We start from the raw sequence: 12,962 nt of genomic DNA on the forward strand, positions 1-12,962 counted from the left end.
CGAAGGTCTTCGAGGGAGTGCCCCTCCCATCAAAGGCGTTTGGGGACGACCTCGCTGTAACTCGGCACCTACTTCGTCGCCATCGCCTGCAGAATCGACATGATCCCCGGTTTTGCCTTCCTCCGATACGGCGAACCGAACTCCCCCGTCTCGAAATCCGTGGAACCGAACATCTCGTCGTTCAGCCGGTCGGTGATCTCGTCGAATATCCGCCTGTACGCAATACAATGGGGATCGACGCCCCGGATTTCGCCGTTTGTCGGCGCTATAGCGTTGTAGGGGCACCCGCCCCGGCAGTACCGGATATGACGGCACTCTCCGCACTCACGGTCGACGTACTCCTTGAACGCGTGCATAAGCTTTCCCGCGTCAGACCGGGCAAGGTCGTCGGGCGTGGGACGGTCGTAGACGTTGCCCATCACGTACTCGGGCATCCCGACAAAGCGGTAGCACGGGTAAATGCTTCCGTCCGGCCCGACGGCAAGGGTGTTTCCCATGCAGTCCACAAACGTGCAGACCGTGCCGTGCCGGATAAAGATACATTTACAGAGGTCGTTGATGTTCATGATCTCGATCTGCCCGAGGTTCTCCAGGTACTTATCAAGGAGGTAGACCAGCAGATCCCCGTATGCCTCCGGTTCGAGCGCCCACTCTTTCGGGTCCTCGCTCCTGAGCGACGGCAGCGCCGGGTGCAGTTTGAGGGGAAAACCCCTCGCGAGGAAGAAGTTAAAGATCTCCTCCTTACGCTCGACCGACAGGCGGGTGAACGTGCAGATGAACCGGACCTCCAGTCCGTTCGCCGTCGCGATCTCGTAGCCCCGCATGGTCTTTTGAAAGTAGCCCTTTCCCCTCTGCGCGTCGTTGATCTCCTCGGGGCCGTCGATGCTGGAGCCGATGGGAATATTGTATTCCGCGAGTATGCGGGCGAGTTCCGGGGTGAGCCGCCAGAGGTTGCTCTGCAGGGCGAACGTCGGGTTAAGGTGGCCGAGGCCCCCGGCGAGGATCGGCAGGGCCTGCCGGAAAAAGTCTGCGCCTGCAAGGAGCGGCTCCCCGCCGTGGAAGGTGATGGTGACCTGGTCGGACCGGTAGTCTTTGAGCCATTCGGTTATCTCCCGGATCGTCTCGATGCTCATCCTCGGAGACCCTTCATCGGAACTCCAGCAGTAATGGCATTTTGAGGGGCAGCCGAGCGTGGGGATGATCATGACATGAAAGGGGCTCTTCATTAATTACCGAGATTCTCTTTGAAGAGGTTAAAACCTATTCATCTCCGCAGCCTGAAAAACAGGAGGGGCGAGCACAGTTCACGCCGACCGGGGCCGGGAGGAGGGCGGGACCGTCGCCTACCCCAAAACGACCTACCGGTCCTTCTTCATCGCCTCCGTCTTCAGATCTTTCGGCATCAGCTCGATGGCATACCGGAGCGCCGTCCGGGGCATCTCCTTCTTGTTCGTCATGACGTAGGAGAAGACCTCGTCGGTGTGCTTCCGGCTTGCTTCCTTGAGGAGCCACCCGTAGCCTTTCTGCACCATGTCGTCCGTATCGGTCAGGAGCAGGTCGGCGATCTCGAGGGCTTCGGCAAGGAACATCCCGCGCTTCGCCGGCACGATCAGCGAGACCGCCGCCGCACGCCGCATCCAGCGGTTCTCCGACTGCGTCCAGCCCTTCAGTTCCCCGACCTGCTCCGGGTAGCGCACGATGTAGTCTCCGACGGCATGGTTGCAGAGGCCGTCGCAGGTTGCCCAGTTGGTGATGTAGGTTTCGACCCAGTGCCGGAAGACGGCGATGTCGCCGGGCTCGTAGCGGTCGGCGAGCCGCGGAGCCCAAACGGACGCCACGAATGCCTCCTCCATCATCCCCGACCGGTAAAGTTCTTCGCAGAGCCGGAAGATCTCCTGCTTCTCGCGGGAGTTGACCTCTTTCCAGTACTTCTTTGCGATCGAGATTGCGGTAGCGGTCTTCATCCCGTAGCACCGGACCTCTTCCTTGAAGAACCGCTGGCTTTTCTCCCGGATCTCGGGGTCTGCGTGCGCCGTGAGTTCCTGCCGTATCGCTTCGATGACCGGGTCCATGTGCAGATTACAGCGGGATGAGGGATAAACGATCCGGCAGGCCGTTTGGGAGGAACGGGGCTGTACCGGAGCGGGGTGCTTCTTCCGGCCGATGACCGGACGGGTCACCGCCCACCCTGCCGCTCCTGCGCTCCAGCAGCAGCACGTCCCGCCATGCGCCGTCTTTCATCCTGTCCAGGCGTGCGCGGCGGCCGACGACGCAAAAGTTGTGCTTCTCATGCGGCAGAACCGGATATGGACTGCATCACAGCACTCTCACGACGGTGCCTCCGACTCGAACGTCGCGTTGCCGGTGGCGATCCCCTCGCCGATCCCCGCCGAGCGGGAGGTATCCTCGACGTAGACGAACTCGATCTCCCCTGCCGACTCCGGCGAGAGCGAACAAGAGCCCACGCATCTCGCCGCCGCCGGATCAAGGTGAGGTCGACCCGCAGAGCCTCCGCCGCTACCCCGGCCAAGTATGCTTCCGGGACGCGAAGGTCATCCGCTCGTACAAATCTTGACCGTCCGTGCATGGGCATGGTGGTGGGCGTTGGGTCTGACCCAGAGCGGGTGGATCACGTAGATGCCGGTGATATCAGTGGCGCGATACTCAATAGGGGGCAGCGGCGACTTCACCGGTGTGATTATGTATCCTCTCTCCCCGTCTTCGCCGGGCACCGGGATGCGGTCCCCTCGTCGATGCCGAGGTACTGCGTTCCCCAGGCGCAGAGCGCCTCCATAACCGGGAGGAGGGTTCTGCCGAACTCGGTGACGGCGTACTCCACCCGGGGCGGCACCTCGGGGTAGACCGTCCGCCGCACGATCCCGTCCTCCTCCAGCTCCCGGAGCTGCTTGGTGAGCATCTTCGCGTTGACGCTAGGGAGTTCCCGCTGCAGTTCGGAGAACCGCTTGGTCTCGTCACACAGGTGCCAGAGGATGAGCGGCTTCCACTTGCCGCCGATGACGTCGAGTGCTGCTTCAACCGGACAGTGGAAAGTCTTGCCGTTCTTCGTGTAGACCATGGTTGCTCCGATGAAAGTTAGTTACCTTATTGATGGTATTTCCTATATATTCGCCAGGGGCGTATTTTATCTTAACGTTCGGTTCGTCACAAGCAGAAAATCCGTCGGTTTTAATGCATATGGCGTTCTGCCGTGGTTCTCCGCATCCTGCGGGGAGTGAGGTAACAACTATGGAGAAGAAAGAGATCGGAAGAAACTTCTTCATCCCGATGCCGGTGGTGCTCGTCGGGACACAGGTGAACACAAAAGCGAACTTCATGACCGTGGGCTGGTGCTCGCGGGCGAACGGGAGCCCCCCGATGATCCTCTGCGGGATCGCGAACTCCCACTACACGCTCGAAGGGATCGCGGAGACGCGGACATTTTCGGTGAATATCCCGTCGTCGGCCCTGATGGAGAAGACCGACTACTGCGGGCTTGTATCCGGGGCTGCGGCCGATAAGTCGGATGTCTTCGACGTCTTCTACGGGACGCTCAAGACCGCACCGATGATCCGGGAGTGCCCGGTCAACCTCGAGTGCCGGCTCGTGCAGACTGTTCCGCTCCCGACCAACACGATCTTCATCGGCGAGATCGTGGGGGCATACGCGGACGAGTCGGTGATCCGGGATGGAAAGCCGGACTTTGCGGATATCGATCCGCTCCTCCTGACCATGCCCGACAACCGCTACTGGAGGCTCGGGGAGCACGTCGGCGATGCGTGGAGTGCGGGGAAGAGCCTGGTACTGCGGCCGGAGACGACTTGAACGGGGATATGATGGAGACCATACTCGTAGATGAGGATCTCTGCACCCGTTGCGGGATCTGCTCGGCCGTCTGCCCGATGGCGATCGTTGATGCCGCGGACGAAGACACCCTCCCCGGGGTCCGGGAGGAGAAGGCCGAAATCTGCATCGCCTGCGGGCACTGCGAAGCCTGTTGCCCGACGCAGGCGCTCCTCCTGAACGTCGGGCCGGGGGAGAAGAGGCTCATCCCGGCAGGTGCCGGCACCCTCTCCCCCGGCGACCTCGGCAGTTACCTGCGAAAGCGCCGGTCGGTGCGCCGCTACACGGACGAGCCCGTCCCCCGGGAGACAGTCCTGCAGGTCCTCGACGTCGTCCGGTACGCACCTTCAGGAGGGAATGGACAGCCGGTCAGGTGGATCGTCGTCCACGACCCGGCGAAGGTCAGGAGGATCGCCGTTCTGACGGTCGAATGGATGAAGACCCTGGTGGAGAGCGGCCATCCGATGAGCGGCTACGTACCGGGACTCATCGGTGCATGGGAGGCGGGATACGACGTCATCTGCCGCGATGCCCCGCACCTGCTTGTCGCCCATATCCCGGAAGGGAACCCGGCCGCATCCGTGGACGCGATCATCGCGCTCGCGCACTTCGACATCGCCGCCCCGGCGTTCGGCATCGGCACCTGCTGGGCCGGCTTCGTTTCGATGGCCGCCACGGCGTACGAACCGCTCAAAAGAGAGCTCGGCATCCCCGCAGGGCGCAGGTTCGCCTACGCGATGATGTTCGGCCGCCCGCGGTACGCGGTCCATGGCATCCCCCGCCGCAACCCGGTGCAGGTGGCGTGGCGGTAAGGGTGCTTCGAGCATGCGGGAGAGTGCATGAATTATGGACGTCTTTGATGCGATCCACCGGCGGCGCGCTGTTCGCCGGTATCTTCCCCACCAGATCGGCAGGGACGACGTGTACCGTATCCTCGATGCCGCGAACTGGGCTCCCTCGGCCATGAACCGCCAGCAGTGGGAGTTTCTGGTCGTGACCGGGGAGAGGGTCCGCGAGATGGGAGAGAATTTCCATGCGATCGCCAGGGAATACATACAGGGCCGGGATTCCCCGGAGGCGCCGGGCTCGTCCCCGATCGCCGATGAGGAACTTCTTCGGTTTGCCCTGACTTACGGGGGTGCGCCGGTGGTGATCGTCGTCCTGACCGATGCGGCCGATGCCCCGAATATGCGCAAGGCAAACCTCGAGAGCGCGAGCGCCGCGATGGAAAACCTGCTGCTTGCCGCAACCGCACTCGGGTTCGGCACCTGCTGGATGACCGGGCCGCTCCAGGACGAGAGGGCGCTGCGCACGTGCCTTAGAATTCCCGACGATAAGGGGATCGTGGCCGTCACTCCGCTGGGGTTCCCTGACGAGGTGCCCCCGGTTAAGCCGCGCCACGGACCCGGACCTCGAGCGGAACGTGCGGTGGGTGGAGTAACGTCCGGTCCTGCCGGAATATGCGAGGCATGACGAGAGTCCTCCGTATCAACGGAAGACGGAGAACATGGCAACGCTGCTTGTACATGCGCTCAAAGGGGCTGCATTGGCGGGGGCGGAGACGGAGTTCGTCCACTTCTACGACCTTGACTTCAGGGAGTGCGCGAGGTTCTTTGCCTGCAAGATGAAAGGTGGGAAGAACCGGACAGTGCTCATCTACACGATCGAACGCTCCGGAAGTGCGTGCAGGGGAGAGGTATGCGGCACAGAGCAGGGTCAACGAGCATGCCCTGCCTCCGTTCAACGGAGATGCCCGGGAAACCCGCTTATCGAGAGAGGTAGTTCGAGTCTGTTGTTGCCGGTATGAGAATTGATATATAGCGTTTGATCCGACTACGTACCGATGAAGAGGAGCACCGCGTGGACATCCCTCGTCCTCGCGCTGATGGTGGCGATAGCGGTTTCGCCGGCAGGCAACTGTTGTATACCCCCGGCAGGGGCGGCCCGGGGAGGGTGCTGCTCCCTCCCGTCGGTTCCGCAGGACCCGCTGCCGTGCAGCGGACCGGCCCAGCAGGTGCTCCTGAACGGCCGAAGATCGACCGATAACGTCTCGGGTATCCGGCGGATCTACGCCGGGAACGTGCTCGACAATCGCGAACGTGCGGCAATTCATGCGGTGATCACGGCGAAACCCGGGATCGATCTCGCCGGGATCGCCCGCGAACTGGGGATGAACCGCCAGACCCTGCGGTATCATTTGAACCTGATGGAGTCGCTCTCGAAGATAACCGCGCTACGGGACCGCGGTCTCGTGCGGTATTATGAGAACCATGGGCGTTACGGGACCCTTGAGCGCAACCTATTCATGCACCTCTGGAATCCGACTGCAGAAGAGATACTTTCGCTTATACGGTCGACGCCGGGCATCGCCCAGTCCGAGATTGCAACGCATCTCGCGATCACCCCCTCGACAGTCCGATGGTACATGCGGCGGTTCCGGGAAGACGGCATCATCACCGAGCGGCACGAGGGACGGTACGCCCGGTATGCTCTGACCGACGAAGCGGGCCGGTCGATGAGCCGGATCGGCGGCGAGAAGCCGGACGGCATGGCGGCGATGAGTTGACGATGCAGAGTCTTGGAAGAAGGGTTCGTCATCCCTGTTTTGATAAATAATCTCCGACGGTATTTTTTTTCAGAAAATTTGAATGGCGTCCGCCTTTTTTTGGAAGTATCTGTCGGCTGTGGTCGGCCCCTCGACCGGTAGACCGTACATCTTTCTCGATAGTTAGACCGTTTCTCGACACTTCATCCCGGTTGCCGACAGGGAGATGGATTGGTGAGAACACGTTTTACGGAATCCTCACAACGGCATAGCAGAGGTTTCGCAAATGAAAACCACACTGAATGTTTCGGGAATGCACTGCAGAAGTTGTGAAATGCTCATCGCAGACGCGATTAGCGAAATAAATGGCGCAAGAGTGCTCTCTGCCGATCACACGAGCGGAGCGGTTATCGTAGATTACGACTCGGAGGCGACCCTTGAGGCGATCAGGCAGGCGATCCGGGGTGAAGGCTTCACGGTCTGAACCGGAACCGGGGACCGGGACCGGACTGATCGAGTCCAACCTCGTGTTGCACGGGATGCACTGCGAGTCCTGCGCGAGGATCATCGAGCGCACGGTGGCAAGACACGAGGGGGCGCGGGTCAAGTCCATCGACACGGCTAACAACCGGGTGGTCATCGAGAGCCGTAGAGGGCAACTCCAGGCAATCCGCGACGAACTGCGCGAGAAGGGCTACCAGCTGCTCCTTCCCGGAGAGAAGGCCGCGGACGGCTTCGAGGCCGGCTCGCTACGCCGCGGGTTCGCCTTCTTAAAGAGCATGATCCTCAACGCCCGGGGATTCGAGGTCGAGCATGCGCTCATGAAGCGCGCCTTCGGAGCGGTCGCCGTCGTGCTGGCTGCACAGGCCGCGCTCTACGCCTTCGTCTTCAGCCGTATCCCCGGGTTCCTGAATACCTACTGGAGCGTTACGGTCCTGACCGCCGTCTCCGTCGCGGCGTTCTTGTTCGCTTATTACCATTCGAACGCGTTTCGGAAGAGTTCGTCCTGCATGACGGGCATGATGACGGGCATGACGTTCGGGATGGCGGGAGGCTTCCTGATCGGTGCGTTCGTAGGCGCGACGAACGGGATGTTTCTCGGGAGTATCGTCGGAATGCTGACCGGGATGAGTCTCGGCTACGTCACGGGGCGGTCCTGCGGGGTCATGGGCGTGATGGAGGGCATGATGGGCGGCCTGATGGCCGGCACGATGGGGGCCATGCTCTCTGCCATGCTGATCTACGACCGGCTCGTACCGTTCCTCTTCATCCTGACCGCAACCGAGGCGGTCATCCTGGCGGCGTACAGCTACATGCTGTATAAAGAGTTCGGGAATATGAGGCCGGGCGATATGAAAGCAAGCGGGAGCGAGTTTGCGGTTCTCGCGCTCGCAATGAACCTGGTTCTCACGGTCGTGTACGTGTACGGACCGAAGACAGGGTATGTGCTTGGAGTGTAAGGTGAAAAGATGGTTAAAAAGGCTGAGATCAACGTCGAGGGCATGCATTGCGGCTCGTGCGCCACTCTGATCTCAAGGGCGCTCCAGAGGACGCCCGGGGTTCTGGCCGCAAACGTCAATTACGCGTCCCGGAAGGCGCGCGTGGAGTTCGACGAGTCGCTGCTCGACGAGCAGAGGCTCATCGACCTGATCGCATCGAAAGGGTACGGGGCAAAGATCGGGGTCGACCCCGACAGCGAGCGTCGTATCCGGGAGAAGGAGATCTCGGACCTGAAGATCACCCTTGCCTTCAGCGCCCTGTTTGCCGTTCCGGCGTTCCTGTTCGGCATGGTCTTCATGGACGTGCCGTATCATGTGCTCCTGCTCTTCTTGCTCGCGACCCCCGTACAGTTCGTGGTGGGCAAGAACTTCTACCTCGGAGCCTGGAGCGCGCTCAAGAACCGGATCGGGACCATGGATACGCTCATCGCGGTCGGGACGAGCGCAGCCTACGGATACAGCGTCGCCGCAATGTTCGGGCTCGTTACGGAGCAGTACTTCGAGACGGCGGCCGTCCTGATCACCCTGGTGGTCCTCGGGAAATACCTCGAGGCGGTGGCCAAAGGCAGGACAAGCGACGCGATCAGGAAACTGATGGGCCTTGCGCCGAAGGTCGCGACCGTGGTGCGGGACGGCCGTGAGGTCGAAGTCCCGATCGAAGAAGTTGTGGTAGGCGATCTCCTGCTTGTCTCGCCCGGCGAGAAGGTCCCGGTCGACGGGACGGTCGTCGAGGGCAGATCGGCCGTCGATGAGAGCATGATCACCGGGGAGAGCATCCCGGTTGAGAAGGCTGCAGGATCGACGGTCATCGGCGGGACGATCAACAAGAACGGGGTGTTGCGGTTCGAGGCGGCCAGGGTCGGGACCGACACGGTCCTTTCCCAGATCGTCCGGCTCGTCGAGGACGCACAGGGGAGCAAAGCCGACATTCAGCGGTTCGCCGACCGGATCAGCGGGATCTTCGTGCCGATCGTGATCGTGATCTCCGCGATCACCTTCGTCGCGTGGTACTTCGCGCTCGGGATGTCGTTCCCGTTCGCCCTCATGGTGGCCGTGGCAGTGCTCGTGATCGCCTGCCCGTGCGCCCTCGGCCTAGCGACGCCCACGGCGATCATGGTCGGCACCGGGATCGGTGCGCAGAAAGGCATCCTGATCAAGAACGCCGAGAGTCTCGAGATGATGCACAAGGTGGACGCGGTCGTCTTCGACAAGACGGGGACCATCACCGAAGGCAAACCCCGGGTGACGGACTTCCTCGCCGCGGGCCCGGAGGGCGATCTGCCGTCCCTGATCGGATACGCGTATGCGGTCGAGCGGAACTCCGAACACCCGCTTGCCGACGCCATCACCGAGTACGCGCGGGAGCAGGGCGCGAATCCCGGGGAGGCCCGGGAGTTTGAGGCCATACCCGGCTTCGGTGTCGCCGCGACCGTCGACGGCAGATCGATCTACCTCGGGAAACCGGAGCGGGGCACCCTCGACGCGGAGACGGCGGCCGTGGTCGGCCGTCTCCAGGACGAGGGGAAGACGGCGATGATCCTGAAAGTCGACGGCACCCCCTCCGCGATCATCGGCGTTGCGGACACCATCAAGGCGACGAGTGCACGGGCGGTCGAGGACCTGAAGAACCTCGGGATCGAGACCTGGATGATCACCGGGGACAACGAGAAGACTGCCCGTGCGATCGCCAACATTGCGGGCATAGAGAACGTCTTTGCAGAAGTCCTGCCCCAGGACAAGGCCGAGTACGTGAAGCGGCTCCAGGAGAAGGGGCACAAAGTCGTGATGGTCGGCGACGGCATCAACGACGCCCCCGCACTCGCACAGGCGGATATCGGGATCGCGATGGGCTCGGGGACGGACGTGGCGATGGAGGCCGGCTCCGTCGTCCTGATGCGTTCGGACCCGCTCGACGTGCCGCAGGCGATCCGGCTCGGCAGGGCTACGATCAGGAAGATCCGGCAGAACATGGCCTGGGCGCTGGTGTATAACGTCATCGGGATACCGATTGCAGCGGGGCTCCTGTACCCCGCGTTCGGGCTCCTGCTCTCGCCCATCATCGCGGGCGGCACCATGGCGCTCTCCAGCGTATCGGTCGTGACGAACGCGCTCACCCTCAGGTGGGCAAGGTTCTGGGTGACAGCATGAAGGTCGGTGCATGGTTCAAGGAGAACAGGGGCGCGTTTGCGTTTGCTCTTGCGGTCATGCTTCTTGGGTCCGTCGGGTATTTTGCACTCGGGGTCACGGACGGCATGGGGGACGGTGCGATGTCGGGCTCGGTCGACCCGTCGATCTTCGACGGGATCACCTACAAGGTCGCGTTCGCCCCGGACGGCACGCCCAAGGTGTTTGCCCATGCGAAGAGCAACGCGCTTGCCAATCTCAGCGCAGCGGAAGGCGCGAGAATCCCCGGCGTGAACTCCATGATCGTCGGGTACGCCGAAGGAGAGATGATGAAAGAGGAGAAGTTGTTCGAGAAGCCGGGAGACAGCCTGACGGACTTCTTCGGGATAGACAGGATCGAGATCGGCGGAGTCCTGACCGAAACCGGGACGTTCGTCGACGACCTGCACTTCCTCGACACGCACGACTACGGGAATCTCGTGGGCGAAGAAGGGAGAGTATACTCGAAGATGGCCCCGGATGGGGTGCCGAAGCTCTTCTACTTCCTCGACTTAAACGAGACCGTGCCGACGAAGTTCGTGCTTGCCGAGGGCGACATGAGCGGGTATTCGATGCACGATCTCGGGGGAGGGGAGTACTACCCGCTCGTGCTCGGCTCGGCCGAGGCCGAAATGATGCGGGAAGAGAAGTTGTTCGACGAGGTCGGCGACCCGATCAGGGGATTCTTCGGAGAGAACGTGGTCGTGGTCGGAGTGCTTGAGAGAACGAACTCGAGCTTCGATATGATGCACTTTGTGCCGCTAAAAGAGGATCAGCTTGGATAAGGAGGAGATGAGGACCATGAACTCAACGATGAAAGCAGGGATCGGCATAATCGCTGTAGCAGCCGTTGCGATACTCTTCATGCACTGCGGGGGCATCGGGCCGTCCCCCGTCCCGAACGTTCCGACACCCGGTACGGGCGACACCAATGCAACAAACCCCGTTGGCACCGGGACCGGGCAGACCGAGACTATCAGCCTGAGCTACGACGGCTTCCAGTATTCGCCGGCCGAGATCCGCGTGAAGCAGGGCACGAACGTCCGGATCGAGGGTGACCCCGCCACCCTCCGGGGGTGCATGCTCGTGGTCAACATCGGCGGGTACAATGTTAGCAAGGCGATCCGATCGGGCGACAACGTGATCGAGTTCACCGCGGACAAGGTCGGGACGTTCCCCATCTACTGCAACATGGGGATCGGCGACGGGAAACTCATCGTCGAGAGCGGTTAGAGTCAGAATGGGGTCTTTGCATTCCCTCCTATTCTGCTTGTTCTCAACTTCTGCAATAGGTGGAGGGGAATTACCCCGCGGTGTACGCCGCTTCTATATCCGCGAGGTCGTAGACGAGAAAACCCTCATCGCGGAGCCGGCCTTTCCCTTCGACACCGCCGGCGACAAGGCAGAAGCGCTCGTTGGGATAGTGTTCGTGCCGGACATGCTCTGCTTTCTGTACAAGTCGTACGAGCACGCCGCGGGCCTCCCTTTCCGTGAGGCTCCCCCACTTGCACTCCCCAAAGACGATGCCGTTATCGATCTCCCGGACGGCGACAAGATCGATCTCCTCACCGCGATACCACCATCGCCCTGTAGTATACCCCCAAAAGATCTTCCGGGCGAATTCGTTCCGAACAAAGACCTCAAACCGTTTGCCGAAGTACGGGTTCATATCGACGGTATCAACTGAATGGTTCTCCGTCTCGATCGCCTGCCGGTGTGAAAATACGAAGTTGTACCAGAAGTCAAAGACACAATCTTTGATCCGGTACAGCCCTTGCCTCCGGCTGCCGAGGAGAGGCAGCTCCTTCTCGATGATCCCGAGCCGGGTCATCGCCCCAAGGTAGGGGTAGAGATGGCGGGGGTCCATGCCGCAGAACTGGGCGATCGCACCCGGGGCCGTGTTGCCGACGGCGACGGCATTGAGGATCGCCTGGTAGGTCTTCAACTCCCTGAACTCCTGCGAGAGGAGGAAGTAGGGCTCCCGGTAGAAGTAGCTGTACTTACTGAAGAACTCCCGCTCGACGAAGGTGGCGTAGTCGGGATAGTCTCCGGCCTTGAGGAGGTACTCGGGGATGCCGCCGATGGTCAGGTGAGCCTTGAGGACATCCTGGAAAGAGAACGAAGGGAGGAATCTTCGTGCATCCACCAGTTGGAGCGGTCCAAGGAGCATATCACGGGTCCGCCGCCCGTAGAGGGGGGAGGTGTAGGAGAGCGCACTGTCGGTCATCAGCCCGAGCATCGACCCGGAGAGGAGGATGCACCAGTTCGATCCGGCAAGGGCGGTATCCCAGGCTTTCTGAAGCGCGGATAGGGCTGTTGGATCGTTCTTGATCAAGTAGGTGAATTCATCGATGACGAGGTAGCGGCGCTCCGGGAGCGGTTTTTGGGAGAGGTAGGTAAGGAGTTGATCCCAGGTCGTGATCTCAAGCGTTGCAAGGAGCGGGTCGGCGAAGAACTGCGCTACTGCCTCCTGCAGCCGTCGGATCTGGATCTGCGCCGCGGTATCCTCGGCGAAATGAAGGATACCCGCCTTCCCGCGGATAAACTCGGTGACCAGCCGTGTCTTGCCGATCCGACGCCGCCCGTAGAGGATGATCAGCCTCCCGCCGTCTTTTCGCCACTCCTCCTCGAGGAGGGCACGCTCGGTCTCGCGGTCGACGAACTCCCTAATCATGATTAGTACTAATCATGATTAGTATTAATTGCTTCGTTGTCGGGTGCGGGATCGAGGTGGCACATTGCGGTGCGGAACAACTGAACGCAAACTATTGCTCAACGAAATTCGGTCAAATTTTCTGAAGTAGAAGTCATCCTAAAAGTTTCCAGCGGCTGACGATTCCTATAGTTCAGAGTATTCTGTCGCCTCCCCGAGAAAAATTGAGTGGTCTCTGGCGTCAAACCTCTGATACGGCTCC

Annotated in this window: 15 protein-coding genes; 11 read left to right on the plus strand and 4 right to left on the minus strand. The window is 61.3% G+C overall.

Going from position 1 to position 12,962, the window contains the following annotated elements; all coding sequences use genetic code 11:
• Window positions 1–68: 68 nt before the first annotated feature.
• The gene (locus BP737_RS12070; RefSeq protein WP_292409271.1) at window positions 69–1,226 is read right to left on the minus strand and encodes a TIGR04083 family peptide-modifying radical SAM enzyme; all 1,158 of its coding nucleotides are present in this window, start codon (window positions 1,224–1,226) and stop codon (window positions 69–71) included.
• A gap of 132 nt (window positions 1,227–1,358) precedes the next feature.
• Window positions 1,359–2,072, minus strand: coding sequence for a DNA alkylation repair protein (locus BP737_RS12075; protein ID WP_292409272.1), 714 nt, complete (start codon window positions 2,070–2,072; stop codon window positions 1,359–1,361).
• Window positions 2,073–2,163: 91 nt separating this feature from the next.
• Here BP737_RS12075 and BP737_RS12080 point away from each other — a divergent pair, with 91 nt between their 5' ends.
• Window positions 2,164–2,415: a hypothetical protein gene (locus tag BP737_RS12080; protein ID WP_342686216.1), complete on the plus strand. Its 252-nt coding sequence runs from the start codon at window positions 2,164–2,166 to the stop codon at window positions 2,413–2,415.
• A gap of 283 nt (window positions 2,416–2,698) precedes the next feature.
• Here BP737_RS12080 and BP737_RS12085 read toward each other — a convergent pair whose 3' ends face one another.
• Window positions 2,699–3,076: a winged helix-turn-helix transcriptional regulator gene (locus BP737_RS12085; protein ID WP_292409276.1), complete on the minus strand. Its 378-nt coding sequence runs from the start codon at window positions 3,074–3,076 to the stop codon at window positions 2,699–2,701.
• Between the two features lie 170 nt (window positions 3,077–3,246).
• Here BP737_RS12085 and BP737_RS12090 point away from each other — a divergent pair, with 170 nt between their 5' ends.
• From BP737_RS12090 to BP737_RS12135, 10 genes are all read left to right on the plus strand, one after another.
• Window positions 3,247–3,822: a flavin reductase family protein gene (locus tag BP737_RS12090; RefSeq protein ID WP_292409278.1), complete on the plus strand. Its 576-nt coding sequence runs from the start codon at window positions 3,247–3,249 to the stop codon at window positions 3,820–3,822.
• Window positions 3,823–3,833: 11 nt separating this feature from the next.
• Window positions 3,834–4,652, plus strand: a complete 819-nt coding sequence (locus BP737_RS12095; RefSeq protein WP_292409293.1) for a nitroreductase family protein — start codon at window positions 3,834–3,836, stop codon at window positions 4,650–4,652.
• 34 nt (window positions 4,653–4,686) lie between these two features.
• Window positions 4,687–5,313, plus strand: coding sequence for a nitroreductase family protein (locus BP737_RS12100; RefSeq protein WP_292409280.1), 627 nt, complete (start codon window positions 4,687–4,689; stop codon window positions 5,311–5,313).
• A 34-nt stretch (window positions 5,314–5,347) separates the two neighbouring features.
• Entirely contained in the window at window positions 5,348–5,647 is a 300-nt protein-coding gene (locus BP737_RS12105; protein WP_292409282.1) for a hypothetical protein, read from the plus strand.
• Window positions 5,648–5,683: 36 nt separating this feature from the next.
• Entirely contained in the window at window positions 5,684–6,406 is a 723-nt protein-coding gene (locus tag BP737_RS12110; RefSeq protein ID WP_292409284.1) for a winged helix-turn-helix transcriptional regulator, read from the plus strand.
• 265 nt (window positions 6,407–6,671) lie between these two features.
• Window positions 6,672–6,869: a heavy-metal-associated domain-containing protein gene (locus tag BP737_RS12115; protein WP_292409286.1), complete on the plus strand. Its 198-nt coding sequence runs from the start codon at window positions 6,672–6,674 to the stop codon at window positions 6,867–6,869.
• Between the two features lie 55 nt (window positions 6,870–6,924).
• Window positions 6,925–7,845 carry a heavy metal translocating P-type ATPase gene (locus tag BP737_RS12120; RefSeq protein WP_342686217.1) on the plus strand — a complete coding sequence of 307 codons (921 nt, stop codon included), beginning with the start codon at window positions 6,925–6,927 and terminating at the stop codon, window positions 7,843–7,845.
• Between the two features lie 9 nt (window positions 7,846–7,854).
• Window positions 7,855–10,032, plus strand: a complete 2,178-nt coding sequence (locus tag BP737_RS12125; protein WP_342686218.1) for a heavy metal translocating P-type ATPase — start codon at window positions 7,855–7,857, stop codon at window positions 10,030–10,032.
• Window positions 10,029–10,832 (plus strand): hypothetical protein, encoded by an 804-nt coding sequence (locus tag BP737_RS12130; RefSeq protein ID WP_342686219.1) that lies wholly within the window; start codon window positions 10,029–10,031, stop codon window positions 10,830–10,832. The genes BP737_RS12125 and BP737_RS12130 overlap by 4 nt, the downstream gene beginning before the upstream one ends.
• A 16-nt stretch (window positions 10,833–10,848) precedes the next feature.
• Window positions 10,849–11,280 carry a hypothetical protein gene (locus BP737_RS12135; protein WP_342686220.1) on the plus strand — a complete coding sequence of 144 codons (432 nt, stop codon included), beginning with the start codon at window positions 10,849–10,851 and terminating at the stop codon, window positions 11,278–11,280.
• A gap of 70 nt (window positions 11,281–11,350) precedes the next feature.
• Here the strand turns inward: BP737_RS12135 and BP737_RS12140 are convergent, their stop codons facing one another.
• On the minus strand, window positions 11,351–12,721 hold the full coding sequence (locus BP737_RS12140; protein ID WP_342686221.1) for an ATP-binding protein: 1,371 nt from the start codon (window positions 12,719–12,721) through the stop codon (window positions 11,351–11,353).
• Window positions 12,722–12,962 lie beyond the last annotated feature (241 nt).

Source organism: Methanoculleus sp. UBA291, assembly GCF_002499755.1.
GTDB classification, from domain to species: Archaea; Halobacteriota; Methanomicrobia; order Methanomicrobiales; family Methanoculleaceae; genus Methanoculleus; species Methanoculleus palmolei.

Bases quoted from the DNA above. Each gene is read 5' to 3' on its own strand.
- BP737_RS12085 (WP_292409276.1), bottom strand. From the start codon at position 3,076: ATGGTCTACACGAAGAACGGCAAGACTTTCCACTGTCCGGTTGAAGCA.
- BP737_RS12075 (WP_292409272.1), bottom strand. From the start codon at position 2,072: ATGGACCCGGTCATCGAAGCGATACGGCAGGAACTCACGGCGCACGCA.
- BP737_RS12120 (WP_342686217.1), top strand. From the start codon at position 6,925: ATGCACTGCGAGTCCTGCGCGAGGATCATCGAGCGCACGGTGGCAAGA.
- BP737_RS12095 (WP_292409293.1), top strand. From the start codon at position 3,834: ATGGAGACCATACTCGTAGATGAGGATCTCTGCACCCGTTGCGGGATC.
- BP737_RS12135 (WP_342686220.1), top strand. From the start codon at position 10,849: ATGAACTCAACGATGAAAGCAGGGATCGGCATAATCGCTGTAGCAGCC.
- BP737_RS12110 (WP_292409284.1), top strand. From the start codon at position 5,684: ATGAAGAGGAGCACCGCGTGGACATCCCTCGTCCTCGCGCTGATGGTG.
- BP737_RS12140 (WP_342686221.1), bottom strand. From the start codon at position 12,721: ATGATTAGGGAGTTCGTCGACCGCGAGACCGAGCGTGCCCTCCTCGAG.
- BP737_RS12090 (WP_292409278.1), top strand. From the start codon at position 3,247: ATGGAGAAGAAAGAGATCGGAAGAAACTTCTTCATCCCGATGCCGGTG.
- BP737_RS12105 (WP_292409282.1), top strand. From the start codon at position 5,348: ATGGCAACGCTGCTTGTACATGCGCTCAAAGGGGCTGCATTGGCGGGG.
- BP737_RS12100 (WP_292409280.1), top strand. From the start codon at position 4,687: ATGGACGTCTTTGATGCGATCCACCGGCGGCGCGCTGTTCGCCGGTAT.
- BP737_RS12070 (WP_292409271.1), bottom strand. From the start codon at position 1,226: ATGAAGAGCCCCTTTCATGTCATGATCATCCCCACGCTCGGCTGCCCC.
- BP737_RS12130 (WP_342686219.1), top strand. From the start codon at position 10,029: ATGAAGGTCGGTGCATGGTTCAAGGAGAACAGGGGCGCGTTTGCGTTT.
- BP737_RS12080 (WP_342686216.1), top strand. From the start codon at position 2,164: ATGACCGGACGGGTCACCGCCCACCCTGCCGCTCCTGCGCTCCAGCAG.
- BP737_RS12125 (WP_342686218.1), top strand. From the start codon at position 7,855: ATGGTTAAAAAGGCTGAGATCAACGTCGAGGGCATGCATTGCGGCTCG.
- BP737_RS12115 (WP_292409286.1), top strand. From the start codon at position 6,672: ATGAAAACCACACTGAATGTTTCGGGAATGCACTGCAGAAGTTGTGAA.